Below are 24,816 nucleotides of genomic sequence, written 5' to 3' on the forward strand. Positions count from 1 at the left end.
GTCAAAGCTCCTTCGCATACACGTAACGCTCGCAGTCGAAATCGTCGTCCCAGTTCTCCTCGATTCGCTCGAATCCCCGCGCTTCGTAGAAGTCGATGGCGTTCTCGTTCGGTCCGATGACCGAGAGTTGCAGTCGCGTCACGTTCTGCCGCCGCAGTTCCACCTCGAACCGGTCGAGCAATCGCGTGCCGACGCTCACCCCCCAATGGTTTGGGTGGACGTAGATTCGATAGAGGTGGAATCCCGCCTCGCGTTCCTCGTCCGGGATTCCGATGACGAACCCGACCACCGTCCCGTCGCGTTCCGCGACGAAGAAGGGCCGTTCGTCGCGGTTCACGTCGGCGACGACGTTTTCCGGTGCGAACCACGAATCGACGGTCTGCTCGACCGTTTCCATGCCCATGATGTCGTCGTAAGCGGCGTGCCAGGAGGCACGTGCGACGCGCTGGATGGCGGCGGCGTCGTTCGTCGCACCGTCAGTACAAAAGTTCGCTCGCGGGGTGACCGGGAACGGTCGTTTTTCGCTTTAAGTGATTCTCGTGATAAGGTAGAGATATGGACGGTACGAGGACGGTTCTCCGGTACTTCTTCCCCGATAGCGGTCGCGTTCTCATACTTCGAGAGTCCACGATTCCAGAGCGCGGCAGTTCGCTATCTCGTTTAAGTGGTTCTCGTGACAAGGTAGAGCTATGGACGGTAAGACAGTCGGATTCTACGGGTACCAGTCTGTTTCGTAGCCGATGGCTTCTCACGCACTACTTGGTTCGTCGAAACCCGTGGGAAGCCGTGCTCGATTTAAGTGGTTCTCGTCACAAGGTGAAGCTATGGACGGTCGGACGAGGGTTCTCACGAACGCTTACATTCCTCAGCGGCGGCTATCGTCGTCGAATTCGGACTACGTACTGCGTTGATTCTCGCTGACAGCGTCTCCCCGTCGGTCGGTCAAACTCGGCAGGTTCGGGTCGCGGTGGGGATTGCGGCCGTGAACGGCGAACTCCAGATTTCGCTCCTCGATTTGGTCTTTGAGCACGCGTCGAAGCCGATTCAGACTCGTGATGTCGAGGCCGTGTTTCGCCGTGAGTTCGTCGAACCGTTCCTCGTCGGTGAGCGACTGGAACGTCTCGTAGAGTTCCGTCAGCCGTTCGGGCGGTTGCTGGCGAATCCACTCGTCGTCGTGGAGTCCGAGGTAGTGTTCGCGCTCCCGGTCGACCACGTGGCGGATGACGACCAACGCCACCTTCGGGATGGCCCGTTGGCTTCCGAAGACGGTCAAATCCAACTCGCTCATGATGCCGATGACGCAGTCGCGTTGCCACGGCGTCAGCGACAGGTCGTTGCAGAGCGCGTGGCTGACCCTGAGTTTGTCGAGTTGGTGCATTCGACTGCTGTGGCCCGCCATCGCGGAGTGGCGCTCCTCGTGCAGTCGGCGGATGTTCTCGCTCAAATCCGATTCGGGCGAGTCCGCCCGCCCGATGACCGTCGCGCTCGGCGTAACCGGCCCCCAGCGGCGAACCGACTGGTCCCGTTGCAAGTCGGCCCGTCGAACCGTTCCATCCCCCGGCCGCCTGCTGAGTTGCGGTGGCGTGTCGTCTCCCACATCCCGCCCGTCGGACTGCCAGTGAACGACGTGCGAACCGCCGTCAGTTTGACGCATCACGTCCCTCTACTCGGTCGATGTAGTTTAAATGTGTGCCTCGGGAGAGAACGTTGACACGTTCCTGTGAAATGTCGGTCGTTCTTCACGAGGCAAAGATACTTTTCGTACGTAATTGTAGCACAACTATGAAGAATCGAACGGCCGCGCTCGTCGGAGTCATCCTCGGTTCCCTCCCGGTCGCGGTCCTGTACGCGGATGGTTATTGGGACGTACAGTTGGCGGCGGTCATCTGGGGCATCTACGCGCTCACTGGATGGCTGATACTCCGGCAGCGGGACGTCTGGCGGACACGGGGTAACCGATGGAGTGCTCTGCTCGTCGTCGTGGCTATGGGTGGGTCGCAGTTCGGCGTCCACATGGACCTCCCGATATCGGAAAGTCTCATAATCGCGCTCTGGTTCCTCGTCCTCGGTGTCGCGTTTGCGTCGGCGGCAATCGGCGTCGAGATGGCCGGAACGACCGACAGGCAAGCGTCCGAGCAGGATAGCTACGTTTCGTCCGCCGACTGACGGACGTGTGAATGCGTGACCGTTGGTATACTGGCCGTTGGCATCGTTGAAACTCCCAGTCAGAGATTGTTGGTCGTCCGTTGAGTACAGAGCGCGTATGCATCGGCACAACACCTTTGTTCCGAGGCTGTATTTAGTGAGGAGAGATGGCGACGCCCAGTGGCCGAGTGCTCGGTCTGTTTGCTTATTTCGCTGTTCTCCATATCTTGCTACGATTGGATGACGGCAACGTCGTTTCAGCACTCGCGCTGGTTACTCTCTATTCGGTTATGATGTGGGGATTGTGGAAACACAAGAACGGCGAGTTGTTCGAGGAATAGAACCACCGCTATCCATCAGGTAGGTTCATGTGCAGCGGTAAACTAAGCGGTCGCTGTCGAAGCACGAATACCGTAGAAGCGACCTCATACCGTCCATAGCTCTACCTTGTGACGAGAACCACTTAAACGACCGTCGCGGAAACGAGTTCGAATCGGAGACGTTTTGAGAAAACCTCGGCGACGTTTCGTGAAACCGTAGATGCTATACACCTCTCGCGGGAACTATCTCGATAATGAACGATACGGCCACCGAAATCTCCCGACGGAAAGCGTGGCTGATGGCGGCCCGTCCACACACGCTCCCGGCCGCCGCCGCGCCCGTCATCGCTGGCGTCGGTCTCGCGCTCCACGGGGGGAAGTTCGCCCCGTTCCCCGCCCTCGCTGCGTTCGTCGGCGCGGCGCTCATCCAGATCGGAACGAACTTCGCGAACGACTACTACGACGCCGTGAAGGGCGTCGATACCGACGAACGGACCGGTTTTACCCGCGTCACTCAGTCGGGACTCATCTCCCCGAGCAAAGTCAAGCAGGCGATGTACGGAACCTTCCTGCTCGCCATCCTCGTCGGCGTCTATCTCGTCTACGTCGGCGGTCTCCCGATTCTCGTCATCGGCCTCGCCAGCGTCGTCAGCGGCATCGCCTACGCGGGCGGGCCGTTCCCGCTCGGGTCCAACGGATTGGGCGACCTGTTCGTCTTCGTCTTCTTCGGCGTCATCGCCGTCATGGGGACGTTCTACGTACAGGCCGCGGCCCTCCTCTCGGCACCGTTCCCGCTCGGGATTCCGGCGGGGACCGTCACGATGCAGGCGTTCCTCGCGAGCCTCCCAGTCGCGGCGATTTCGACGAACATCCTCGTCGTGAACAACATCCGCGACTTGGAAAACGACAGGAAAGCAGGGAAGCGGACCCTCGCGGTACTCATCGGCTACGGGGCGAGTCGCGGCGAGTACGTCGGCATGCTCGCGCTCGCCTACCTCGTTCCCATCTACTTCGTGACCACCCCGTCGTTCGACTTCCCCGTCCTCCTCCCGCTCCTGACGGTTCCCTACGCCGCGATGGTCGCACGGACGGTCCTCACGAAGACGTCCGGCGAAGCGCTCAACCCCGCCCTCGAACAGACCGGGAAACTGCTGGCCGCCTACTCGGTCTGTTTCGCCCTCGGACTGATGTCATGAAGGTCGAGTTACACGAGTTTTCGCTTCCGCTGACCTCGCCGTTGGAGACGGCTCACGGTGCCATCGAGCATCGGAAGGGACTCCTCGTCCGGGTCGAGGGGGGCGACGAGGTCGGCATCGGCGAGGCGACGCCGCTTCCGGGGTGGACGGAATCGCTTCCCGCTTGCCGGGCGGCCATCGCGCACGTCGACGACCCCGAGTCGGCGCTCTCCGAACTCGACGCCACTCCGGCGGCCAGACACGGGTTGTCGCTCGCGCTGGCGGACCTCCGGGCGAAACGGGCCGAGCGACCGCTGTACCGTCACCTCGGTGGTCCGGAACACGTCGAATCCGTCCCGGTGAACGCGACCGTCGGCGACGCTCCGCGGGACGAAACCGTGGCAGCGGTGAAAGAGGCGGTCGAGGCGGGGTTCGAGTGCGTGAAGGTGAAAGTCGGCGCGCGGTCGGTCACGGACGACGTGGCCCGACTTCGAGCGGTTCGGGATTCGGTCGGGTCGGACCTGGAACTCCGTGCCGACGCGAACGCGGGATGGTCACGTGCACAGGCACGGGAGGCGTTTCACAGGCTCGACTCGCTTCGAATCGCCTACGTCGAACAGCCGCTTCGCTCGACCGACATCGAGGGACTCGCCGACCTCCGCGGTCGGTCCGTCGGCGTCGCGGCGGACGAGTCGGTCGTCGAAACGCCGGTCGAGACGATTTTGGACGAGGGTGCCGTCGACGTGCTCATCTGCAAACCGATGGTACTCGGCGGCCCGGACAGGGCCGTCGAGGTCGCCGAGCGCGCCCGTGATGCGGGCGTCACGCCCGTCGTCACGACCACCATCGACGGCGTAGTCGCCCGGACGGCGGCGATTCACGCGGCGGCCGCGATTCCGGACCGCCCCGCCTGCGGAGTCGCAACCGGGACGCTGTTGGCCCGTGACTTGGGACCGGACCGGACGCGACTCGTGAACGGTGCAGTCAGCGTCCCACAGGAACCGGGGAACGGCGTGACGGACACGTGGGGGACACCATGAACGATTGGCTCACGCACCGGGCCGACGTGTCGCCGGAGGGGACCGCCATCATCGAAGCGGCGGACGGGACCGAGTGGACGTACTCGGAACTCGACTCGACGGTCGAGAAAACCGCCGGAAAACTCGCGGCGTTGGGGCTTCGAGAGGGCGACCACCTCGGGATGCTGATGGAGACGCGGATGGACGGGGTCGCACTCGTTCACGCCGCGATGCGGCTCGGATGCGTACTCGTTCCGCTGAACGTCCGTCTCGCCGCCCCGGAACTCCGACGACAGGTGGACGTGACGGACCTCTCGGCGCTCGTCTGTGAAGCCGGGACGGAATCGGTCGCTCACGACATCGCGGAGGAGGTCCCCGTTGTCTCCGTCGATTCGTCCGAAACGACGCTCGCCGACCGCGACCCGAAGGCATTCACGCCCGCCGACTGGTCGCGCGAGGACCCGCAGGTGTTCCTGTTCACGTCAGGAACAACCGGGAATCCGAAAGCCGTCACGCTCACGATGGGCAACCTGTACGCCAGTGCGACCGCCTCGGCGTTCCGCCTCGGCGTCCTCCCCGACGACCGCTGGCACCTCTGTCTCTCGACGTACCACATGGGCGGATTAGCACCCCTCCTGCGCTCCACGCTGTACGGAACGACCGTCGTCCTGCAACGGGGATTCGACACCGAGGAGACGCTCTCCAACCTCCACGAGTACGAACCCACCGGCATCTCGCTCGTGCCGACGATGCTCCGACGACTTCTCGATACGGGCGACCTCTCCGACTCGCTCCGGTTCGTCCTGCTCGGCGGTGCGCCCGCCCGCGACGACCTCGTCGAGGAGTGTGCGGAGTGCGGCGTCCCAGTCTGTCCCACCTACGGCATGACCGAAACGGCCTCCCAAATCGCCACCGCTACCCCCGGCGAGGCGGCGTCGCACGTCGGAACCGTCGGACGGCCACTGCTGTTCACGGACGTTGCCGTGGTTGACGAGGATGATTCTCCCGTCTCGACCGAGGAACCGGGCGAACTCGTCGTTTCCGGGCCGACCGTGATGGCGGGCTACTACGGCAATCCCGACGCGACAGAGGAGGCGTTCGGTGAACACGGCCTTCGGACCGGTGACGTGGGCTACCGGGACGAGGGCGGCCGCCTCCGGGTGCTGAACCGGCGCTCGGACCGCATCGTCACGGGCGGCGAGAACGTCCATCCGGGCGAAGTCGTGGACGTACTTCGTGACCACCCCGACGTGGCGGAAGTCGCCGTCGTCGGCGTCGAGGACGAGGAGTGGGGCGAGCGAATCGCCGCGCTCGTCGTGCCGGTTCCCGGGAGCACGGTCACGCTCGACTCGGTGCGGGAGTTCTGTGCCGGTCGACTCGCCGGATACAAACACCCGCGGCTCCTCGACACCGCCGCCGAACTGCCGCGAACGGCCTCGGGAACGGTGGACCGCGAGGCGGTTCGTGAGCGATTCAGGTAGTCGAGTACCCTACGACTGCTGTATCTGGAGGCTCACCGACCGTCCGACGTTCAGACCGTTTTCGGTGTTCACATCGAGGCGTTGTTTGAACCGCGCCTGTGCGTTCGAGACGGGTGTGAGCTGTCCGCGGATTTCCCCCTCGGGATACTGCTTCGTGTGGACGTTGACGTAGGCCTCGCCGGTCCGAATGGTGCTCGCCAGTTCCGAGAGCGATTGCCCCTGCAACGGTCCGACGAGGTCGTTCGCACCGAACGTGCCGGACGCGAGGACGCCGTCGAACTGGCCCGAAAACTGCCGTCCTTCTGTCGCGCTCGTACTCGGATAGAGCCAGACGACCGGCGGGCCGCTTTCTCCCTTCGCACCTCGGTGGATGTGTGCCTCCGTGACGTTCTCCAATTTCGAGACGAGGAGGACGAACCGGACGTTCTCGCCCGCTTGCGTGAACATCGCCACGCCGTTGGCGTTCGTCGTGACCGGTTTCGGCTGGCTCTCGCCCGTCATCTGCCCTGTGCTGAACGACGGACCGCCGCCCATCTGTGCGGTGGTGAGTCCGGTTCCGAGAACGCCCGCTCCGACCCCCAGCGTCGCTCCCGTCTTTATCACGTCGCGTCTGTGTGTCATGGTGGAAACCCTCACGGAACCCACCACGAGACGTTCCATAAACGGCGGGGCCGCCGACGAAGCCTTTTATCGAATCCACGCCAACCTGTAGGCGTGTGTACACTCATCGTGGCGTGGCAGGTGTTCGAGGACGCGCCCGTCGTCGCCGCCGCGAACCGGGACGAAGCGTTCGGGCGACCGTCCCGAAGTCCCGGAGTGCTGGACCGGAATCCGACCGTCGTCGCCCCGCAGGACGAGGAAGCGGGCGGCACGTGGATTGGCTACAACGATCACGGCCTGTTCGTCGGCGTGACGAACCGCTGGGTCGAATTAGAGGGTGAGCGCTCCCGCGGCCTGCTGGTACGCGACGCGCTCTCCCACGTCTCGGCCGCGTCGGCCCGCGAGTTCGTCGCGAGCGAAGTCGCCAAACGGACGTACGCCGGATTCAACCTCGTGGTCGCGGATTCGACGGAAGCGACCCTGTTGGAGTGGGACGGAACGCTCGAAACGACGCGATTCGACCCGGGCGTCCATGTCGTCGTGAACAGAGGGTTCAACGAGGGGGCACCCAAATCGAAGCGAATCCTGTCGCTCGCGGGAGCGAACGCGGACGACCCGACGTCGCTCGCCGACTGGCAGGCGGAAACGAAGGACGTCCTCCGAAACCACGACATCGGGGCGTGCGTCCACGGCGACGGGTACGGAACCCGCTCGTCGTCCATGGTGACGCTGTTCGCGGACGGGAGCGACTCCTACGAGTTCGCCGACGGACCCCCATGTGAGACGTCGTACGAGAACGTGGAAAGTCACATTTAAACGCCCGCCCGTCCCTGTAGTGAACATGAGCACGGCAACGTCCGAGGAAGACCTCACCGAGGACGAGTATCACGGACTCGAACTCGTTCGCGAGACGGGCGGCATCCACCAGAGTGACTTCTGGAAGCAACTCGATGTCTCCTCGCGGAAGGGAAGTCGAATCGTCGAATCGTTGGAACGGATGGGATTCGTCAAGCGACAGGAAACCGTCTACGAGGGACACAACACCTACTTCATCACACCCGCCGCGAAGGACCTCGATTTCTCGCTGTTGATGGCCGGCGACATGCTCTCGCCGTTCATCGGTGAGGAGGAAATCGACCCCGAGAGCGACGCCTTCTCGCAGTGGATAATGAACCTCGCGTACGAAGAGTAATCCCGCGTCGCTATTTCCCTTCGTCCGTTTCCCGACCGATAATCAGCGTATTTTTCACGAGGCTTCGATGGCCACGCCGCAGTCGCTCGGAGACGGCTTGGTGTGACACGTCGAGTTCGCCCGCGAGGTTTTCCGCAGAGGCCTCGCGGGGAATGTCGTAGTAGCCCTCCTGAAACGCCAAGGTCAGCGTGTCCTGTTGGTCGTCCGTGAGGCCGAATCGTCCCTTGCGACCCTCATCCAACTGATAGATGTTACGGATATCGAGCGAGAGGTCGTTTTCCCGGCAGTAGTCGTACGTCTGCGACAGCGCGTCGCGGTCGGGAAACAGGATTCGAAGGTGCCAGTGACTGCTGTTTCCGGATGCGGAGAGAACGGTCGCCTCCTCGTCGACGAGGATGTGAACCAGCGTCTGGATGTGGTCCGTCCACTCCATCTGGTAGAGCTGTTCGTCCTCCAAATCGGCGAGCAACTGCAGGTTCTCGACGCTGCTGTCGTTTTCCAGTATCGCTTTGGTGTCCTTAGTGCCGCCGTTCGCCCAAACGAACGGCATCACGCGGTTATCCTCGTGGGCGACGACGCGTTCGATTTCGAATTCGAGTTTTTCGTGTTCCGTGAGCGTCTCCCAGAGCGCGAACTCGTCGGCGGGAATCTCGACTTCGACGACGGTGCCTGCCATACGTGTAATCGAACTTCAGGGGAGAAATAACCGTTGCATCGTCGTCCTACTGGACCGCTTTCAGCGCGCTCCGTGGCCCAAAAAACGGAGTTATTCCAACGCGCTTCCGACCCGGATCACGCGCTTCTCCCCGAACTTCGGTCCGATAAACTGCACGCCGACGGGAAGCCCGTCGGTTTCGCCCGCCGGGACGGAGATCGCCGGAAGGTTGGCGAGGTTGACCGGGACGGTGTTCGCGTCCGCGAGATACATTTGCAGCGGGTCGTCCAAGCTCTCACCGAGTTCGAACGGCGGCGTGGGCATGGTCGGACTGGCGAGGACGTCCACGTCCTCGAACGCCGAATCGAAGTCCCCCTTGAGCCACGCACGGGCGTCCTGTGCCTTCTTGTAGTACTTGTCGTGGTAGCCCGCCGAGAGGGCGTAGGTTCCGAGGAGGATACGTCGTTTTACCTCGTCGCCGAAGGCCTCCTCGCGCGTCTCCGAGAACACCTCGTTCCAGTTGCCGTCGTAGCCGCCCGAATTGCCGTACCGAACGCCGTCGTAGCGTGCGAGGTTCGAGGACGCCTCGGACATGGCGATGACGTAGTACGCCTCGACGGCGTGTTCGACCGACGGAAGTGACACCTCGTGAACGGTCGCGCCCTGCGATTCGAGTTCGTCCATGGCGTCCCAGAATCGCTCGACGACGCCGTCGTCCGCGCCCTCGACGAGTTCGGTCGGCACGCCGATGTCGAGTCCGTCCACGTCGCCGTCGGCGGCGCTCGCGTAGTCCGCGTCAGCGCCTTCGTCGCGGGTCGTCGCGTCGTGGTCGTCGGGTCCGGCGATTACGTCGAGCAGTCCCGCGGCCTCCTCGACGGTCGGCGCGATGGGACCGATCTGTTCCAAACTGTTCGCGTAGGCGACCAAACCGTACCGCGAGACGAGTCCGTAGGTGGGCTTGATGCCGACCACGCCACAGAACGCGGCGGGACAGCGAATCGACCCTCCCGTGTCGGTGCCGAGCGCGAGCGTGGCCTCACCCGCCGCGACCGCCGCCGCGCTTCCGCCCGAGGAACCTCCGGGTACGCGACCCTCGGCGACGGGGTTTTCCGTCGGGCCGAAGGCGGACGTTTCGGTCGTCGTCCCCATTCCGAACTCGTCCATGTTGGTCTTGCCGACGATGGTCGCCCCGGCCTCCTTCAGTCGCGTGACGACCGTGGCGTCGTAGGGCGGGACGTACTCCTCTAACATGGCCGAGCCGCAGGTGGTTCGGACGCCCTCGGTGCTGATGTTGTCCTTGACGGCGACCGTCGTTCCGGCCAACGGACCGTCGTCCGCGCCGTCGATGGTCTCCTCGGTGATGAATATCTGGCCGCTCATGAGACGTTCGGTCCCTTGAAGTAGCCGTCTTCGGTCTCCGGTGCGTTTTCCAGCGCGTCGGCTTGGTCGAGGCTGGTCCGGACCTCGTCCTCGCGCATGACGTTCACGAGGTCGGCTTCACGCTCGACCTCGGGCACCTCGTCTAACGTCTCGAAGTAGCCGAGGATATCGGCGAACTGTTCGGCGAATCGCTCGGCCTCCTCGTCGGACACCCCGACGCGGGCCAACCGTGCGACGTACCGAACCTCGTCCGGTCCGGGAGGCGTATCGCTCATGTGTTGACGAACCCCCGGACGAGCGGTAAGGGTTTCGATACTCACTGCCGTATCGTTGATAAAGACGGCGAATCTTCGAGTAGTGTGTAAAAATCGAATACTGCATTATTATCGAGTTCTCGGCGATGAATACACCGTTTCTGGGGACGAGAAAATGCCGGATTTGCCCACTGGAGTTAAGTAGCTATGGGTGCTATAAGATATGTCTATCGATTCTTCGACTCTCCGACTCTCGTAGTACACCATCGACCCTCTGTCTTCTCCTGATAGTACGCCATGACTGATACACGTACCCGACCGACCGAAGAAACGGAAACCACTGGTGAGCGAACCGAAACGCGAGCCGACGAGCAACAGCGATGCCCCGAGTGTGGCGGGCCGCTCGTCACCGACGAGGAACGCGGTGAGCGGGTGTGTGACGATTGCGGCCTCGTCGTCGAGGAGGACGCCGTGGACCGCGGGCCGGAGTGGCGCGCCTTCGACGCGAGCGAACGGGAGCAGAAATCCCGCGTCGGTGCGCCGACGACGAACATGATGCACGACAAGGGCCTGTCGACCAACATCGACTGGCGCGACCGTGACGCCTACGGTAACTCGCTCGGTTCCCGCCAGCGCGAGAAGATGCAGCGCCTGCGCAAGTGGAACGAGCGCTTCCGCACCCGCGACAGCAAGGAACGCAACCTCAAGCAGGCGCTCGGCGAAATCGACCGGATGGCGAGTTCGCTCGGCCTCCCGGACACCGTTCGGGAGACGGCGAGCGTCATCTACCGCCGCGCGCTGGACGAGGACCTCCTGCCGGGTCGCTCCATCGAGGGCGTCGCGACCGGCGCGCTGTACGCCGCCGCGCGACAGGCCCGGACGCCGCGTAGCTTGGACGAGTTGACGGCCGTGTCGCGCGTCGAGAAGGACGAAATCGCCCGCACCTACCGCTACATCGCTCGCGAACTCGGCCTCGAAATCGAACCCGCCGACCCGAAGAGCTACGTCCCGCGGTTCGCCTCCGAACTCGACCTCTCGGACGAAACCGAACGCCGCGCCCGCTCGTTGCTCGACACGGCGACCGAAAAGGGCCTTCACAGCGGGAAATCGCCCGTCGGACTCGCCGCGGCCGCCGTCTACGCCGCGGCCCTCCTGACCAACGAGAAGGTGACACAGAGCGAGGTCAGCGACGTGGCGAACATCAGTGAGGTCACGATTCGAAACCGCTACCACGAACTCCTCGACGCCGAAGAGGGGACTATCGCGCCCTGAGCGGGAAGAGAGGGGACGCGACACGATACGACTCTATTTTTCACGTTCCTAAAACTGACACCACGACGACCATATCCCCGCTAGCGGTCGTTCCATCGCCGCGATAGCGACGGACCGTAGGCGAAGAAGACGATTCCGGTCCAGAGAACGGCGAAGACGAGCGCGCCGCTCATCGTCGTCGTGGCGTATTTGAGAAACGAGAGGTCTGTCGAAAGCGGGCCGTACGTGTCGAGGATGACGTAAAACGCGAAGAGGGTCGGGAGGTTCGCCAGCAGAATCGTGGCCGCGACGGCCAACAGGTCGCCGGCCGTGGCCTGCCCTTTCGACGTGCGTGAACGGGTTCCGGTTGCCATACCGAAAGGAAGTCCGCCGACCCGAAAAACGGTTTCCGTCTCGCGTCAAGCCGCCCGTGTCGTCTCGCTCGGGTCCGTCGTTGGTCCGTCCCTCGCGTCGGTCGTCCGTTCACGTCACGTTGTCGCTGTCGAAGCGCGACGCGTAGGAGACGAGCGCGAACAGCAGGACGAGAACGGCCGCCGTGAGCGCCATTCCGAACAGGGCCATGGAGACGGGACTCATGTCGAACAGCGAAACCCCGAGCAGCGAAAGCGTCTTCCCCCGGTTCTGGCCCGTTGCGCCGACGGTGAGTCCGATGCCGCCAGCGGCGATCACGATAGTTATCGCGGTGGCGAGGAAGACGGGGCGGCTTGAGATAACGCGGTCGCTCATCGCCGGGAATTGACACCCGTCGGGGTTAGGGTTTGCTACTTCCGCTCGGGACGAGTCGGGATGAGTCGCGGTAGAAAGGAGTGAAAAATCGGAAATCGGGAGACGAAAGCGCTTACTCGGCGGCGATGACGTCGTCGATTCGGACGATCATCGTCGCGGACTCGGTGGCGCTCTCGACGGCCTCGCGTTTGACGGCGGCGGGGTCGATGACGCCTTCCTCGACGGGGTCAGCGATTTTGCCGGTCTCGCCCGAGGAGATGACGCCTGCGCTACCCTCCTCGTCGTCGTTCGCGGCGCGGAGGTCCACGAGCGCGTCGATCGGGTCCATTCCGGTGTTCTCCGCGAGGGTTCGCGGGAGGACTTCGATGGCGTCGGCGAACGCCTCGACGGCGAGTTGCTGGCGGCCTTCGATACCCGCGGCCTCGTCGCGGACGCGGCCCGCGATGCTGGTTTCTATCGCGCCAGCGCCGGGGACGACGCTCTCGGTTTCGACGGCGGAGGTGACGACGTCGAGTGCGTCCTCGATGGCGCGCTCCAGTTCGTCGACGACGTGGTCCGTTCCGCCGCGGACGAAGACGGTGACGGACTGTGCCTCGTCGGCACCCTCGATGAACACGAGGTCCTCGCCGCCGTACTTCTCGACGCGGATGGAGTCGGCGTGGCCGAGTTCGTCGTCGTCGACGTCGTCCGGCTTACCCGTGCGCTTGCCGCCCGTGGACTTGGCGATGGCGCTCGTCACGTCGTCGTCCACGTCGTCGAAGGCGAGGATGCCGTGTTCGGCGAGGTACGCCGCGGTGCGGTCCTCGATGGAGGAGTGCGAGAAGACGACGTCGACACCGGCGTCCGCGATGGCGTCGGCCAGTTCGCGGAGTTGGTCGTTTTCCGCGTCCATCGCGGCGGTGAGCTGTTCGACGTTGTCGACGGAGTACTCGGCGTCGATTTCGGTTTCTCGGACGCCGAAGGAGCCGTCGGTGGCGAGGATGGTCGCGTCCTCGACGGAGTTCGGCATGTTCTTGTGTGCGGGTTCGGCGTCGGTGACGATGCCCTCGATGAGTTCCGTGGCGCTGGAACTCGACCCGGTCTGGGTGAGGACGCGAATCTCGTCGCGGCCGATTCCCTCGTCGCTTTCGACGCCGCGAACCGCGTTGACGACGACCTCGGCGAGGCGTTCGGTCGTGACGTCGCCGGTTCCCTTACCGGTCATGCTGGATGCGGCGACCTGTTTCAGCAGGTCGTCGTCGATGTCGACGTCGAGCGCGAGGTCCTCGACGGCTTCGACGGCGATGTCACGGGCGCGGGCGTAGCCTTCCACGATGGTCGTCGCGTGAACGTCCTGGTCGAGGAGGTTCTCGGCCTTCGCGAGGAGTTCACCGGAGAGGACCGCGGCCGTGGTGGTGCCGTCGCCGACTTCGTCCTCCTGCGTCTGGGAGACCTCGACGATCATCTGTGCGGCGGGGTGTTCGATGTCCATCGAGTCGAGGATGGTCACGCCGTCGTTCGTGATGACCACGTCGCCGTCGTCCGAGACGAGCATCTTGTCCATCCCGCGCGGTCCGAGTGTGGTTCGTACGGCCTCGCTGACCGCTTTACCGGCGGAGATGTTGGAGGACTGCGCGTCGCGACCCTGCGTTCGTTCCGTCCCCTCGCTGAGGATGAACATTGGTCGGCCGCCCATGCGTCGCTGTCCAAAGCCTGATTCTGACATACGTATAACGAATGATTGATGTTCTATATAAACGTTTCTACACAGTTCGCTGGACGGGACGACGGTACGGCCATCGACCGATAGATACATGCCCGATTGTAATCGAGAAAATTTCAGATGTTGGAACTGGAGCATCGGTTTCGAGTGGTGGACGTTCACGCACGGCTCCCCGTCGAGGAGTCCGTGACGGCGCGTGGACGAGCCATCTCGCCCGACAAACTGGAGCGCGAACTCCATCAAGCGGGCGTCGTCAGCGCGGTCGTGTTTCCCGGCCCGCAGGAGGGAAACAGCTATCTCCGGGCGAACAACGCCGTCGCTCGGCGAAGCGTGGAACGCCCCTTTTTCGCCTTCGCTCGAATCAACGGCCCGCGTGACCCGAACGGAGGCGCCACGGCGCGGCTCAGAAACTTCGGGTCGCGTCGGAAGGAGTGGCACACGTCCTCGGACGACATCGAGCAGTACGCCTACGACGACCGGTTCCACGGATTCAAACTCGACCCGACGTGCGACGGACTGCCCGAAGACGACGTCCTCTCCCGATTGGAAGAGGTGAACCTCCCCGTTCTCGTTCACGCGGGCGAAGGGTTCTCCCCCCAAACGGCCGCCGAAACCCTCCTCAACCGGTCGTTTCCCGTCGTCCTCTCGCATTTCGGCGGATTTCCGCTGAACCGCGACCTGATGGCGGACGCCATCGACCTGCTGAATTCGTACGACGACTGCTATCTCGACACCAGTTTCGTCCGCTACCGGGAGCAGATGGAACGGGCAATCATGGAACACCCCGACCGCGTGCTGTTCGGAAGCGGTGCTCCGAACGCCCATCCGAACGTCGCCGTAATGGAAATACTCACCCTCGACGTTCCCGAGGATGCCATGCGAAAAGTGTTCACCAACAATCCGTCCCGCGTCGTCGAAGCCCTCGCACCCGACCACGAGGAGTAGCGCCGGTCACTCGATTTCGGTTTCCACGTCGCGCCAGTCGTACCGTTCGACGGCACGGTCGGCGCGCGAGGAGAGTCCAGCGGGATTGCGCGTCTCGGTTCGGTCCCGAAGTCTGCCGACGAGGCCGTCCTTGGTCCCTCCGGCGATTCCCTTGAGTACCTGTTTCCCACACCCCGCCCAGAGGGACGGTTTCGCGTCGCCCGACGCCACCTCTCCGCCTGCGGTTCGCGCGTCGCGGATGGCGTCGTAGAAGGTCCGCCTGAACACGGTCAGTCGCGGGCCGTAATTTTTCACCATGCGATAGGAGAGCGACCGGTATTTGACGCTCCAATCGCGTTCGACGCCCTTCTCGTCGGTGTCGTCGCGACGGACGGACACGTCCGACGACCACGCTATCGGTCGCTCCTGTCCCGCGAGACGATGAGCGCAGTCGCGTGCGCCGCCGGTTTCCAAGTTCTCGTCGAACCCGTCGACCGCCTCGATGCCGTGGCGCGTGAACGCGACGTTCACGCCCGAGAAGTAGGTTACGTCACGTCCGGCGATAGTTCGCGTTTCGACCGTCTCTGTCGTCATCCCAGCCCGGACCATTCGGTGGACCGGCCCCGTCACCACGTCCGCGCCGTCCGCGATGGCGTCGCGGATGCCGTCGAACCACGACGCTTCGACGGACACCTCCTGCCCGATGAACGCGATGACCTCGCCACTGGCCTCGGCGAGTCCCGCGTTTCGCGCGACGTTCAAATTGCGGTCGGAGATCTCGACGAGGGCGCTCACGTCGGAGCGCTCACAGACCATGCCGGAGGTGCCGTCCGTGGAGGGACCGTTGACCACGACGACTTCGGCATCGGGAGCGTGTCGCCTAAGCGCGTCGAGGGCGTCGCTCAATGGCTCCCGACCATTGAGCGTTGGGACCACCACGGACAAGTCCATATCCGCTTTTCAGATACCGAGTACGTAAAAGCAATTCGGCACGCGCTCGTCACATCACTCGACGCTCGTGTTCCAATAGGAGACCGACGCGAGTTTGTCACCGAACATCGAATCGCCGATAGTGGTGTCCATATCCCGGATGCGCGATGCGATCGCGTCCGGAATTTTCCGATAGAATCCGTAGGGAAGAACCCAGTCGTGGTCCGAATCGACCAGCGAAAGACCGGTTTCCCCGAGGAGTTTCTGTACGTCCTCCAACGAGTACAGTCGCGACCCCATCGGCAACAACCAGTTGTAGAGGCTTCGCGTACTCGGCCCGGCGAACGTGTCGAAGAAGACCTGATTCTTCGACACGCGACACATCTCGCTCAAGAACGAGGCCGGCGTGTTCGCGAGATGGAAAAAGCGCATGGCGAACACGGTGTCGAAGTGGTCGTCGGGGAACGGGAGACGCGCGGCGTCGCCGCGCATGAACTCCAAGTGGTCCGCGACACCGGCGTTTCGCGCCTTGTGGCGACCCTGTTGGAGCATCGCGGCCGAAATGTCGAGGCCGACGATGTCCGCACCGCGCTCCGCAAGCATGACGGTAAACCGCCCGGTACCACACGCTATTTCGAGAACGCGTTTGCCGTCGACCGGTCCGATAGCGTCGAGGACGGCTTGCTTCTCGCGGCGGTCGATAATCCTACCGCCACGGGAGAATCGCTTCTCTTCGTATTCCTCGGCCACCTCCGTAGCCTGATACCACTCCTGTCCCTTCACACTTTCTTCGTCCGAACAACCTCACCCGAGGGATAAAACGGTACTGGATGTGGATAGGGACGAGGCGAACGCCTTTGCACGTTCGTCCCGTACTTCACACGGGATTTCGAATGCCGACCTGTAATCACTGTGACGGCGAGTTCACCGCGGACGACCTCGTTCGTCACGAATACGAGCGAGTCATCGTCGTCCACTGCCCCGACTGTGGCTGCGTTCTCGGTCAGTACAACCGCCACAGCGGGCCGCCGAAAACCGACCACAGGCGGTAGTCGCGTCGGCGGTTAGCCGCCCGTCACCACGCGGTCGGGACGGATGCGAACGACAACGCGCGGGCCGCCTTCATCGCCGAGGTTCGGGTACTCCTCCCGGTCCATGTACCGCTCGGTGAGTTCGTTGATGTGGTCCACCGCGCCCTCCTCGGTCACTTCCTCGACTTCGCCGCGAATCGAGACGAACCGATACGGGTCGTCGGGGTCGAGGATGGAGAGGCCGACCTTCGGATTTCGTTGGACGTTTCGCTCCTTCTGGCGGCCCTTCGCCGTGTTGATGAGGATGTGGGTACCGTCGTATCCCACCCATACCGGCGTCACTTGGGGCGTCCCGTCGGGCATGACGGTGGCGAAGTTGGCGAACGCTTTCCGCTCGAACAGGTCCCTGTACTCCTCGGGAATCGGTTCCATGGGCGGTTCACGTCGGGAAGTATCCTGAACGTTCTCCCCGACCTATCACGCTATCTAAATGTGATATTATGACGTATAAGGTGTCGATATTGTATGAACACACCTATAGCCAACGTTTACCACCATGCCGTGGTCGCATGATATACATGAGCACGACTGTAGCAGAACCAGCGCGCGATTTCCGCGAACGACTCAGAGAATTACCCCCCAGCGCCAAGCTCGTCGCCAAGGTGTTGGAAACCGAAGAACCACTGACGCAAGGCCAACTCGCCGAGGAATCCCTTCTCCCGGACCGGACCGTCCGCTACGCACTGACCCGTCTCGAAGAGCAGGACCTCATCGTCTCGCGCCACAGTTTCCGTGACGCGCGAAAGCAGGTCTACCTGCTGAACAACTAGCTTCTTACGCCTCCCGGTTTTCTCACCGAGATTTTTCGACGTTTTCGGTTTCCCGACCCCAGTGACCAAGAACGACTTTTCCCATTCACGAACGACTTTTCCCATTGGAAGGCCACGCCCCGGACGTGAACCCGATTCCCGTCCCCACCGAGACGCTGGCCCCACACGGGGAGACGAACGCCTACGTGGTCGATACCGCCCTCGTCGACCCGGCGGGACAGACGGCCGAGCTCGACCGAGCGATCGGGGAGAACGACGTCGAACACGTCGTCCTCACCCACACCCACCCGGACCACGTCGGCGGCGTCGCCCACTATGCCGACGCCTGCGATGCGACGGTTTGGGCGCGGCAGGGCCGCGAAGAACGTTTCGAGCAAGCGACGGGCATCACCCCCGACCGCACGTTCCGCGAGGGAACGACCGTCGGTCCGCTGACCGTCATCGAGACACCGGGACATGCCCCCGACCACGTCGCGTTCGCCACGGACGACGGACTCATCACGGGGGACCTCGCCGTCGCGGAAGGGAGCGTCGTCGTCGCCGCGGGGGAGGGCGACTTGCGCGCCTACCTGACCTCGCTTCGGCGACTGTACGCGAAGAACCCCGACGTCCTCTATCCGGGACACGGACCCGTCATCGAGAACCCGAGGCGGACGATTCGACGACTCATCGACCACCGACTGCGCCGCGAAGAACGCGTGCTGGACGCGGTTCGCGGCGGTGCGGAAACGCTTTCTTCGGTGACGGACGCCGCCTACGACAAGGACATCTCGGCCGTCAGGGAGTTCGCCGAGCGAACGGTGGCGGCCCATTTAGAGAAGTCGGCCGTCGAGGGGAAAGTGGACTGGGACGGCGAACGCGCCCGTCCGACCTGAAGCCCACAATCGTTTTCCCTCCTCGCACGAACCGTCCTCCGTGGAATCCCTCGAAGCCGAACTGGAACGCGCGAAATCGCTCGACGTGACCGAACTCGCGGACGCCATCGAGGACATCGGGTTCGAGTGTACGCGCTGTGGTGCCTGCTGTACGAGCGAGGCCGACGACCCGCACACCGCCACCGTCTTCCCCGACGAGGTGCGCGCGTTGCAGGAGACGACGGAGTACGACTTCCGGGACGTGGCCCGCCCCATGCCATTTGGTCTGGACGAGGACGGCGGCGAGACGTTCGAGTGGGCGCTCCAGACGGACGACTGCGGCGACTGTCGGTTTTACGAGGATGGAATCGGAGCGTGTTCGGTCCACCCCGACCGACCGCTCATCTGCCGGACGTACCCCTTCAGCGTGGCGCTCGGCGGGACGAGTCAACCGATGGGCGAACCCGTGGACGAGTCGGGGATGGTCCGCGCCCACGAGTGCGAGGGCCTCGGCCGCAACATCGACAGGGAACACGCCGAGGAACTCGCGGCGGCGCTCAAGGAACGCGCCGTCCGCGAACTCGAAGAGGCAATCGGCGTCCGCGATAACTACGAAGCCGCAAATCCCGACGCAGGCGAAGTCGTCGTCCACGACTCGGAGGGCGCAAAGAACCCCGACGGAACGGCGTACGAAGGCTGATGCTGCCGGAGAGATGACCATTTTCGACAGCGAGCGACAGGCGCGAACGAAGTGAGCGCCGCCGCGAGCGATCGGCCGGTGACACAGCCATCGAAAATCGGCCGGTGACACAACCGCCGAGGCAAGCAACCCCTCCGGAAAATCTCCGATTTTCCGGGCCGAGGAGTGACCAACGGGAGCGACGAATGCTTTTGGTCCACCTTTTGCCAGGAAGGACGGCCGAATCAGGCGCGAACAGCGCCTGATTCGGCTCCTGACCGCAGCAAAAGGTGGGTGTCGATAATTCTATAATGGTTGACTACTTGTTTTCATCTGGAGGTCTACGACCCTTGGAAATCTCTGACAAACTCCTGTGTCTGTTCAGCGCTGATGTTACTCTCAAAGGCGACGACTACGTCGTCAGTGTGCCACGACGTGAAATCGATACGGGTTCGGTCGAACCGGGAGAAACCTACCGTGTCGCGCTTATCTCGCGGGAGACCGAGGAAGAATCGGACGACGAACAATCGGCGGCAACGACGCAATCGAGTGCCAACGCGAACACCGGAAGCGTCTCGTCGGAACCACAGCCACCCGTCGAAGCCGGTGAAATCCGCTACGTCGAAGTCGAAGATATCGGCAAGCAGGGCGACGGCATCGCTCGCGTCGAACGCGGCTACGTCATCATCGTCCCCGGCGCGGAAATCGGCGAACGTGTGAAGGTCGAAATCACGGAAGTCAAGTCGAACTTCGCCGTGGGCGAAATCATCGAAGAAGAGTTCTGAAGAACCACCTTTTTATTGCGAGGGTCGCGGAACGACCCTCGATAAAAATCTGGACCAAAAGCCGACTGCACCCCCTCAGTCACGGTGACGGACTCGCCCTGCGAGTCCGTCACGTTCTTTCGAGGGATTTGTCGGCCCGGAAAATCTCCGATTTTCCGGTGAGATGCTAGCGACGAGCGAGCGTGTCTCCGCCCGATTTTTGCGGTTGTGAAAATTCTGATTTCTGGTGGTTGTGTCACCGGCCTATCGCTCTCCCGCCCATGGCTCGCTTCGCTCGCCGCCGCTTGGTCGCTGTGAAAATCGTGGTCGTCGGTCAGTCCGCGTTTCTGGAAACTGGCGCTCCAGCGAACTTGCTCAGGTCCACGTCCACCGTCTCGGCGAGGTCGTCCGGCGTCTCGTAGGGGCGGTTGACGATGACGTTTCCGGCGCGCTGCTTGCCGAGGCCCGGAATCGCGGTGAGTTCGTCCATCGACGCGCTGTTCACGTCGAGCGGGTAGGGAACGCCCGTGACGGAGCGGTAGCCGTGGTCCACGACGGCCACGTCGATGGTTCGACCGAGTTCGCGCTCGCCCGGAATTCCGACGAGGAGCGGATAGGTTCCCAACTGCCGTCCGAATGTTCGCCCGTCCTTGTGGTATTCGAGGTGGACGTTCGGCAGTACGGTCCCCGGCGGGGTGACGCGCTGGAGCATCGGGTTGTCTATCTCCTCGCGGACCTCGCTCTTGTACCGCTTGAACAGTTGCTTGTGATTGTCGGCGATGTCCGTCCCGACGGCGTTCATCTCCGTTCCCGAGAAAGCCATGACCTGCCGGATGTTCACCCGGCGGAGCATCAGACCCTCGTCGTAGACTCGCTGGAGGAACTCGCGGTTGTGGTCGAACGTCTCCTTGCGCTCCCCCTTCAATCCGTGGAGGAGGTTGATTCCGGGGAGCAGTTTCGGCAGTCGGTTCGCGGCGTCCGGTCCGTGGGTCGGAGCGTCTTCGGGCGACTCACCGGGCCGCCACCCCGCCTCCTCGTTGACGATTTTCACCGCCTCGAAGCATTCCTCGGCGGTGACGTTGAGGTTGTTCTCCTCTTGCACCACCGGGTCCGCGGACTCCAACCCGAACGCGGCAGTGTCGCCGGGCGTGTTGTGTTCGGCGATGACCCGAATCCCCTCGCGCGACAGTTCCGGCCACTCGACGACCGTGATGGGGTTCATGTTGTCGAGGTGGAGCGTCCCGAGGTCCGGCGCGACCGCCCGAATCCCGCCGTACAACTCGCGGAGCGCGTCGGGGTTCGGTTTCTCGCCGTCCCCGCCGTAGGCGAGGATGTCGGCCTGTCGCCCCAGTCGGAAGTGCTTGACACCCCGGTTCGAGAGGCCAGCGACTTCCGCGACGACGGAGTCGGGTTCGCGGAACGACGGGTTGCCGTACAGCGGTTCCGTGCAGAACGAACAGCGATAGGGACACCCGCGCGAGGTCTCCATCTCGCAGATGAGGTACTCCGGGTGATTCGGGTGCTGTTCGACCACGAACGCGCCCGCCTCGGCCCAGCGGTCTATTTCCTCGTTGTTCCGCATTCGGTTGTTGAAGCCTTCCAAGCCGCTTTCCACGAGGTCCGCGGCGGCGGCTTCCACGTCGCCTTTCGCCACGAAATCGAAGTCGAGGTCGTCGCGTTCGGTTTGGGTTCCCCCCGCGTTCTCGTCGCCGACGCCGAACTTGACGGGGCCGCCCATCAAACTGGTCCCGTCGGCGGTCCACGCCATCTTCCGCACCTCGTCCGGTTCGGCGGGCGTACCACCGACGTACTTCCCCGGGACGGTCATCCCACCGATGTAGACGAACAGGTCGGCGTCGGCCACGTCCGCCCACTTCGAGTTGTCCTCCCGCAGTTCGTCGATGGTATGGTACGTAATCCGTTCTTCCGGCACCCCCGCATCCACGAGCGCCCCGGCGGTGTAGCGCGGGTACGTCGAGATGTACGGCGGCACGCCGAAGTGGGCCGGTTCGTCGACGTAGCCGTCCACGAGCGTCACGTCGAGGGTCGCGGGGTCAGTCATTACCCGCTTTTGCGACTGGACGGATAAAACGGTGACTACTACGGAGAACACACGGACGACGGGGAACGAGATGGGACAGGTTCTGCGAGACCTGTGATTTCGGTAGCGACTGTGAAGACGTAGAAAGGCCTGCTCGTTCGCTCCGAGATCGGATCGGTCTGTTGTGACCGCAGTAACTGCGATAGGGACCTCGAAAGCCCGCGAACGCCCGGCCGCGAGCGGACAGGGGCTTTCGAGATGGTCTTCGCAGTAGTTGCAATCACATCATCAGAATCACATCCAGTTCGTCGCAATCGCAACGCAAATCCTAGCCGGAGTCCGCGCGTTTATTTTCGTCCGGGACATATCGTCGTGTATGCCCGCGACGCTTGAGGTCAAATGCACGGACGACGACTGCGAGATGGACATGTTCGAGATGCACTACACCTACGACATGCCCGACGACGTCGGCGTGAACGACTTCCAATGCCCGTACTGTGGCGAAACCGAGTGCCTCGAAGCTATCGAACTATGACGCTCCGCGACCTCGGGCGCTCGACCGTGACGGCCGTCGCATCGAAGGTCGGCCGCGCCGCGAGCAAGGTACAGGAGTCGCGCCCCGTTCCGGCCGACCTGCTCGAAAGCGAGGACGCCTATCTCATCGTCTTCGACGCTTCGGGGGCGACCGGAAGCGACGTCCAGGTCCGGTTCGTCAGGGATTCCGTCCTCGTTCGAATCGACCGCTTCCGTGACTTCCACGACGGGTTCGATATGGTGTTCCCCGGCCGCGGAATGTCGCTCGACGGGGAGGTCGAACTTCCGGCAGACGCCGAGGTGGACGCGAAGAAAGCGACTGCGACGCTGACCGACTCCGGCACCCTCGAAGTCACGGTGCCGAAGTCGAACTGAGAACCGACCGTTACTCTTACTCCACCGCCATTCCTTCGACGATTTCGAACTCCTCGTCTCCGGTGAAGCGTTTCGGGTCGAACTCCGGGATGCCGCCGTCGCCGAGGATGTCCTCCGAAATCGCCTCTCCGAGGGCCGGCGAGCGCATGAAACCGTGTCCCTGCCACCCGGCGGCGACGTAACAGTTCAGGCGAATCTCGCCGAGGAGCGGGTCGTAATCGGGCGTCGCGGTGCAGAGCCCCGCCCACGCACGTTCGATGGCCGGGGCAGTGTCCGGGCCGAAGTCGAGACGGTGGGCGAGCCGTTCCTCCATCGCCGCTTCGAAAGTGGAGTCCGCCGCGTGCTTCCACGTCGTCGGGTCGCTCTCGACTTCTTCGGTACCGTCCCCGGCGAGGAGTCCGTCGGGATGTGGTCGGAGGTAGTAGCCTTCCGTGGCGTCGTACAGCATCGGCGTGTCGGTATCGAACTCGCAGGTGAGCGCCTGCACGCGGTACGGTTTGAGCGCGACCGGGATTCCAGCGTCAGCTAACACGCGCTTCGTGTGGGCACCCGCCGCGACGAGTATGACGTCGAACGGTTCGGCGTGGCCGCCGTCGGGGAGGATGCGTGGCGCTCCGTCGGTCGTCGTTCCGTCGAGTCGGACGCGAACCTCGGTCCCGGTTCGGATTTCCACGCCGTTCTTCTCGGCTTCGGCCGCCATCATCCGGGCGTAGCTTCCGGGGTCCGTTCGGCCCGTGTTCCGAGCGATTGCGGCGACGCCGATGTCGTCCGCGTTCAACGCCGGATACCGGTCTTCGAGTTCCGACGTGTGGATGAACGCGACGTCCCGCCCGTGTTCACGCATCCGCGGGACCTGCTCGCGGATGGCCGCCGCGCGCTTCTCGTCGCCCGTACGTGCGAACCAGACGTAAGGCGTCTCCACGAACTCGAACCCGGCGGTGCCCGAGAACTCGTGGAACCGTTCGATTGCACGTCCGCCGACGCGGGCGTCCTCCGGTGCCGCGAAGGCGTCGTAAAGCACGCCCGCCGCTCTGGACGTGCTCTCCCCTTCGTTCGGGATGGTGCCTTTCTCGAACAGCGTCACGTCGGCCCCCCGAACCGCGAGGTCGTGGGCGGCCGTCAATCCGACCGCGCCGCCGCCGACGATGCCGACGTTCATCGGTGATCCTCGGGCCAGAGGTGGTCGATATCCCGTTCTGCGAGCCACTCGACCAACGCGGCGAGTTCGTCGCTCGACGCGTCGAGGAGTCGCGTTCCGGCCTCCCGCGACCCTCTGGTGGGAGTGCCGACGACGCCGCTGTCTGCAAAGTCGGCCGTGTCGAAGCCGATGTTCGCGCCGTGAACCTCCTCGCCCCATGCGTCGTTCGCGCCCGCCTCGGCTTCTTCGAGCGCCGTCTCGCGGACGAGTTCCTCGGCGACTTCGAGGAGCATGCTCGTCTCGATTTCGTCCGCGTGCGTAATGCCCATCCCGAACTCGTCTTCGAGCACGTCACCGATTCCACCCCACCAGTTCCACGGAACGGCGTAAGCGACTTCCGCGCGTCGAACCCGGCGTGCCACGCGCGTGAGCGCGCCGCTGTTGCCGCCGTGACCGTTCACGACGACGACCTTCCGCACGCCGTGGCTGGCGACGCTCGAAACGATGTCCTCGATGTAGTCCTCGAACGTCGCCGGGTCCGTCCAGAGGGTGCCGTCGAACTGGCGGTGGTGTTCGCTGACGCCCACGGGAATCGTCGGGAGGAGGACGACGTCCTCCCGGTCCGCGAGCGTTTCCGCGACCGCCTGTGCCGCCATGAAATCCGTCCCGAGCGGGAGGGCAGGCCCGTGCTGTTCGACGCTTCCGGTCGGAAGCAGCGCGACGTCCACGTCCGCGAGCGCCTCGCGGGCCGTGGTCGTCGTCTCGTCTGCAAGTCGGCTCATGACTTGTGATTGC

29 protein-coding genes and 1 pseudogene are annotated in these 24,816 nt (G+C 63.6%); 15 read left to right on the plus strand and 15 right to left on the minus strand.

Annotation, left to right across the window (positions count from 1 at the left end; all coding sequences use genetic code 11):
* Position 1: 1 nt before the first annotated feature.
* A pseudogene (locus AC1XDK_RS08790) lies at positions 2-454 on the minus strand (GNAT family N-acetyltransferase); the annotation flags it as partial.
* A 441-nt stretch (positions 455-895) separates the two neighbouring features.
* Positions 896-1,654, minus strand: coding sequence for a DNA-directed RNA polymerase subunit epsilon (locus tag AC1XDK_RS08795; RefSeq protein ID WP_483349466.1), 759 nt, complete (start codon positions 1,652-1,654; stop codon positions 896-898).
* Positions 1,655-1,782: 128 nt separating this feature from the next.
* On the opposite strand from AC1XDK_RS08795, the gene AC1XDK_RS08800 reads away from it, so the two are divergent.
* The 4 genes from AC1XDK_RS08800 to menE all read left to right on the plus strand — a co-directional run bounded on the left by AC1XDK_RS08800 (position 1,783) and on the right by menE (position 6,140).
* Complete coding sequence (locus AC1XDK_RS08800; RefSeq protein WP_483349467.1) at positions 1,783-2,166, plus strand: hypothetical protein; 384 nt, start codon at positions 1,783-1,785, stop codon at positions 2,164-2,166.
* Between the two features lie 553 nt (positions 2,167-2,719).
* Positions 2,720-3,661, plus strand: a complete 942-nt coding sequence (locus AC1XDK_RS08805) for a 1,4-dihydroxy-2-naphthoate polyprenyltransferase (protein WP_483349468.1) — start codon at positions 2,720-2,722, stop codon at positions 3,659-3,661.
* Positions 3,658-4,680, plus strand: coding sequence for a mandelate racemase/muconate lactonizing enzyme family protein (locus tag AC1XDK_RS08810; protein ID WP_483349469.1), 1,023 nt, complete (start codon positions 3,658-3,660; stop codon positions 4,678-4,680). Before AC1XDK_RS08805 ends, AC1XDK_RS08810 begins: the two co-directional genes overlap by 4 nt.
* Positions 4,677-6,140 (plus strand): o-succinylbenzoate--CoA ligase, encoded by a 1,464-nt coding sequence (menE, locus tag AC1XDK_RS08815; protein ID WP_483349470.1) that lies wholly within the window; start codon positions 4,677-4,679, stop codon positions 6,138-6,140. Before AC1XDK_RS08810 ends, menE begins: the two co-directional genes overlap by 4 nt.
* 9 nt (positions 6,141-6,149) lie before the next feature.
* Here menE and AC1XDK_RS08820 read toward each other — a convergent pair whose 3' ends face one another.
* Positions 6,150-6,761: a CHRD domain-containing protein gene (locus AC1XDK_RS08820; protein WP_483349471.1), complete on the minus strand. Its 612-nt coding sequence runs from the start codon at positions 6,759-6,761 to the stop codon at positions 6,150-6,152.
* Positions 6,762-6,854: 93 nt separating this feature from the next.
* Between AC1XDK_RS08820 and AC1XDK_RS08825 the strand changes: the two genes are divergently transcribed.
* Both AC1XDK_RS08825 and AC1XDK_RS08830 read left to right on the plus strand, forming a co-directional pair.
* Positions 6,855-7,556 carry an NRDE family protein gene (locus tag AC1XDK_RS08825; protein ID WP_483349472.1) on the plus strand — a complete coding sequence of 234 codons (702 nt, stop codon included), beginning with the start codon at positions 6,855-6,857 and terminating at the stop codon, positions 7,554-7,556.
* A gap of 25 nt (positions 7,557-7,581) precedes the next feature.
* Positions 7,582-7,932, plus strand: a complete 351-nt coding sequence (locus AC1XDK_RS08830; protein WP_483349473.1) for a helix-turn-helix transcriptional regulator — start codon at positions 7,582-7,584, stop codon at positions 7,930-7,932.
* A gap of 10 nt (positions 7,933-7,942) precedes the next feature.
* On the opposite strand, the gene AC1XDK_RS08835 is transcribed toward AC1XDK_RS08830, so the two are convergent.
* From AC1XDK_RS08835 to gatC, 3 genes are all read right to left on the minus strand, one after another.
* Positions 7,943-8,608 carry a helix-turn-helix domain-containing protein gene (locus AC1XDK_RS08835; RefSeq protein WP_483349474.1) on the minus strand — a complete coding sequence of 222 codons (666 nt, stop codon included), beginning with the start codon at positions 8,606-8,608 and terminating at the stop codon, positions 7,943-7,945.
* Positions 8,609-8,698: 90 nt separating this feature from the next.
* Positions 8,699-9,967 (minus strand): Asp-tRNA(Asn)/Glu-tRNA(Gln) amidotransferase subunit GatA, encoded by a 1,269-nt coding sequence (gene gatA / locus AC1XDK_RS08840; protein ID WP_483349475.1) that lies wholly within the window; start codon positions 9,965-9,967, stop codon positions 8,699-8,701.
* A complete protein-coding gene (gatC, locus tag AC1XDK_RS08845; protein ID WP_231184353.1) occupies positions 9,964-10,242 on the minus strand; it encodes an Asp-tRNA(Asn)/Glu-tRNA(Gln) amidotransferase subunit GatC in 279 nt (92 codons plus the stop codon). The genes gatA and gatC overlap by 4 nt, the downstream gene beginning before the upstream one ends.
* 276 nt (positions 10,243-10,518) lie before the next feature.
* On the opposite strand from gatC, the gene AC1XDK_RS08850 reads away from it, so the two are divergent.
* On the plus strand, positions 10,519-11,493 hold the full coding sequence (locus tag AC1XDK_RS08850; RefSeq protein ID WP_483349476.1) for a transcription initiation factor IIB: 975 nt from the start codon (positions 10,519-10,521) through the stop codon (positions 11,491-11,493).
* Positions 11,494-11,573: 80 nt separating this feature from the next.
* Here the strand turns inward: AC1XDK_RS08850 and AC1XDK_RS08855 are convergent, their stop codons facing one another.
* The 3 genes from AC1XDK_RS08855 to thsA all read right to left on the minus strand — a co-directional run bounded on the left by AC1XDK_RS08855 (position 11,574) and on the right by thsA (position 13,894).
* Positions 11,574-11,846 (minus strand): hypothetical protein, encoded by a 273-nt coding sequence (locus AC1XDK_RS08855; RefSeq protein WP_483349477.1) that lies wholly within the window; start codon positions 11,844-11,846, stop codon positions 11,574-11,576.
* A 109-nt stretch (positions 11,847-11,955) separates the two neighbouring features.
* Entirely contained in the window at positions 11,956-12,219 is a 264-nt protein-coding gene (locus AC1XDK_RS08860; RefSeq protein WP_483349478.1) for a DUF7520 family protein, read from the minus strand.
* A 112-nt stretch (positions 12,220-12,331) separates the two neighbouring features.
* Positions 12,332-13,894, minus strand: coding sequence for a thermosome subunit alpha (gene thsA, locus AC1XDK_RS08865; RefSeq protein WP_483349862.1), 1,563 nt, complete (start codon positions 13,892-13,894; stop codon positions 12,332-12,334).
* Positions 13,895-14,041: 147 nt separating this feature from the next.
* Here thsA and AC1XDK_RS08870 point away from each other — a divergent pair, with 147 nt between their 5' ends.
* Positions 14,042-14,866, plus strand: a complete 825-nt coding sequence (locus AC1XDK_RS08870) for an amidohydrolase family protein (protein ID WP_483349479.1) — start codon at positions 14,042-14,044, stop codon at positions 14,864-14,866.
* Between the two features lie 6 nt (positions 14,867-14,872).
* Here the strand turns inward: AC1XDK_RS08870 and AC1XDK_RS08875 are convergent, their stop codons facing one another.
* A complete protein-coding gene (locus AC1XDK_RS08875) occupies positions 14,873-15,796 on the minus strand; it encodes a glycosyltransferase family 2 protein (protein ID WP_483349480.1) in 924 nt (307 codons plus the stop codon).
* Positions 15,797-15,850: 54 nt separating this feature from the next.
* A complete protein-coding gene (locus tag AC1XDK_RS08880) occupies positions 15,851-16,558 on the minus strand; it encodes a class I SAM-dependent methyltransferase (protein WP_483349481.1) in 708 nt (235 codons plus the stop codon).
* Positions 16,559-16,668: 110 nt separating this feature from the next.
* Here AC1XDK_RS08880 and AC1XDK_RS08885 point away from each other — a divergent pair, with 110 nt between their 5' ends.
* Positions 16,669-16,827, plus strand: a complete 159-nt coding sequence (locus AC1XDK_RS08885; RefSeq protein WP_483349482.1) for a hypothetical protein — start codon at positions 16,669-16,671, stop codon at positions 16,825-16,827.
* Positions 16,828-16,839: 12 nt separating this feature from the next.
* Here the strand turns inward: AC1XDK_RS08885 and AC1XDK_RS08890 are convergent, their stop codons facing one another.
* Positions 16,840-17,238 (minus strand): PPOX class F420-dependent oxidoreductase, encoded by a 399-nt coding sequence (locus tag AC1XDK_RS08890; RefSeq protein WP_483349483.1) that lies wholly within the window; start codon positions 17,236-17,238, stop codon positions 16,840-16,842.
* Positions 17,239-17,384: 146 nt separating this feature from the next.
* On the opposite strand from AC1XDK_RS08890, the gene AC1XDK_RS08895 reads away from it, so the two are divergent.
* The 4 genes from AC1XDK_RS08895 to AC1XDK_RS08910 all read left to right on the plus strand — a co-directional run bounded on the left by AC1XDK_RS08895 (position 17,385) and on the right by AC1XDK_RS08910 (position 19,954).
* Positions 17,385-17,636 (plus strand): MarR family transcriptional regulator, encoded by a 252-nt coding sequence (locus AC1XDK_RS08895; RefSeq protein WP_395281758.1) that lies wholly within the window; start codon positions 17,385-17,387, stop codon positions 17,634-17,636.
* Between the two features lie 104 nt (positions 17,637-17,740).
* Positions 17,741-18,511 carry an MBL fold metallo-hydrolase gene (locus AC1XDK_RS08900; RefSeq protein WP_483349484.1) on the plus strand — a complete coding sequence of 257 codons (771 nt, stop codon included), beginning with the start codon at positions 17,741-17,743 and terminating at the stop codon, positions 18,509-18,511.
* A gap of 40 nt (positions 18,512-18,551) precedes the next feature.
* Positions 18,552-19,190 carry a YkgJ family cysteine cluster protein gene (locus AC1XDK_RS08905; protein ID WP_483349485.1) on the plus strand — a complete coding sequence of 213 codons (639 nt, stop codon included), beginning with the start codon at positions 18,552-18,554 and terminating at the stop codon, positions 19,188-19,190.
* A 329-nt stretch (positions 19,191-19,519) separates the two neighbouring features.
* On the plus strand, positions 19,520-19,954 hold the full coding sequence (locus AC1XDK_RS08910) for a TRAM domain-containing protein (protein ID WP_483349486.1): 435 nt from the start codon (positions 19,520-19,522) through the stop codon (positions 19,952-19,954).
* A gap of 313 nt (positions 19,955-20,267) precedes the next feature.
* Here the strand turns inward: AC1XDK_RS08910 and AC1XDK_RS08915 are convergent, their stop codons facing one another.
* The gene (locus AC1XDK_RS08915; RefSeq protein WP_483349487.1) at positions 20,268-21,995 is read right to left on the minus strand and encodes a radical SAM protein; all 1,728 of its coding nucleotides are present in this window, start codon (positions 21,993-21,995) and stop codon (positions 20,268-20,270) included.
* Between the two features lie 355 nt (positions 21,996-22,350).
* Here AC1XDK_RS08915 and AC1XDK_RS08920 point away from each other — a divergent pair, with 355 nt between their 5' ends.
* Positions 22,351-22,509 (plus strand): DUF7559 family protein, encoded by a 159-nt coding sequence (locus AC1XDK_RS08920; protein WP_483349488.1) that lies wholly within the window; start codon positions 22,351-22,353, stop codon positions 22,507-22,509.
* Positions 22,506-22,883 carry an Hsp20/alpha crystallin family protein gene (locus AC1XDK_RS08925; RefSeq protein WP_483349489.1) on the plus strand — a complete coding sequence of 126 codons (378 nt, stop codon included), beginning with the start codon at positions 22,506-22,508 and terminating at the stop codon, positions 22,881-22,883. The genes AC1XDK_RS08920 and AC1XDK_RS08925 overlap by 4 nt, the downstream gene beginning before the upstream one ends.
* A gap of 16 nt (positions 22,884-22,899) precedes the next feature.
* On the opposite strand, the gene AC1XDK_RS08930 is transcribed toward AC1XDK_RS08925, so the two are convergent.
* Positions 22,900-24,042 (minus strand): NAD(P)/FAD-dependent oxidoreductase, encoded by a 1,143-nt coding sequence (locus AC1XDK_RS08930; RefSeq protein ID WP_483349490.1) that lies wholly within the window; start codon positions 24,040-24,042, stop codon positions 22,900-22,902.
* Positions 24,039-24,803: a creatininase family protein gene (locus AC1XDK_RS08935; RefSeq protein ID WP_483349491.1), complete on the minus strand. Its 765-nt coding sequence runs from the start codon at positions 24,801-24,803 to the stop codon at positions 24,039-24,041. The genes AC1XDK_RS08930 and AC1XDK_RS08935 overlap by 4 nt, the downstream gene beginning before the upstream one ends.
* Positions 24,804-24,816: the final 13 nt, after the last annotated feature.

It is taken from the genome of Haladaptatus sp. HS23 (assembly GCF_056892285.1).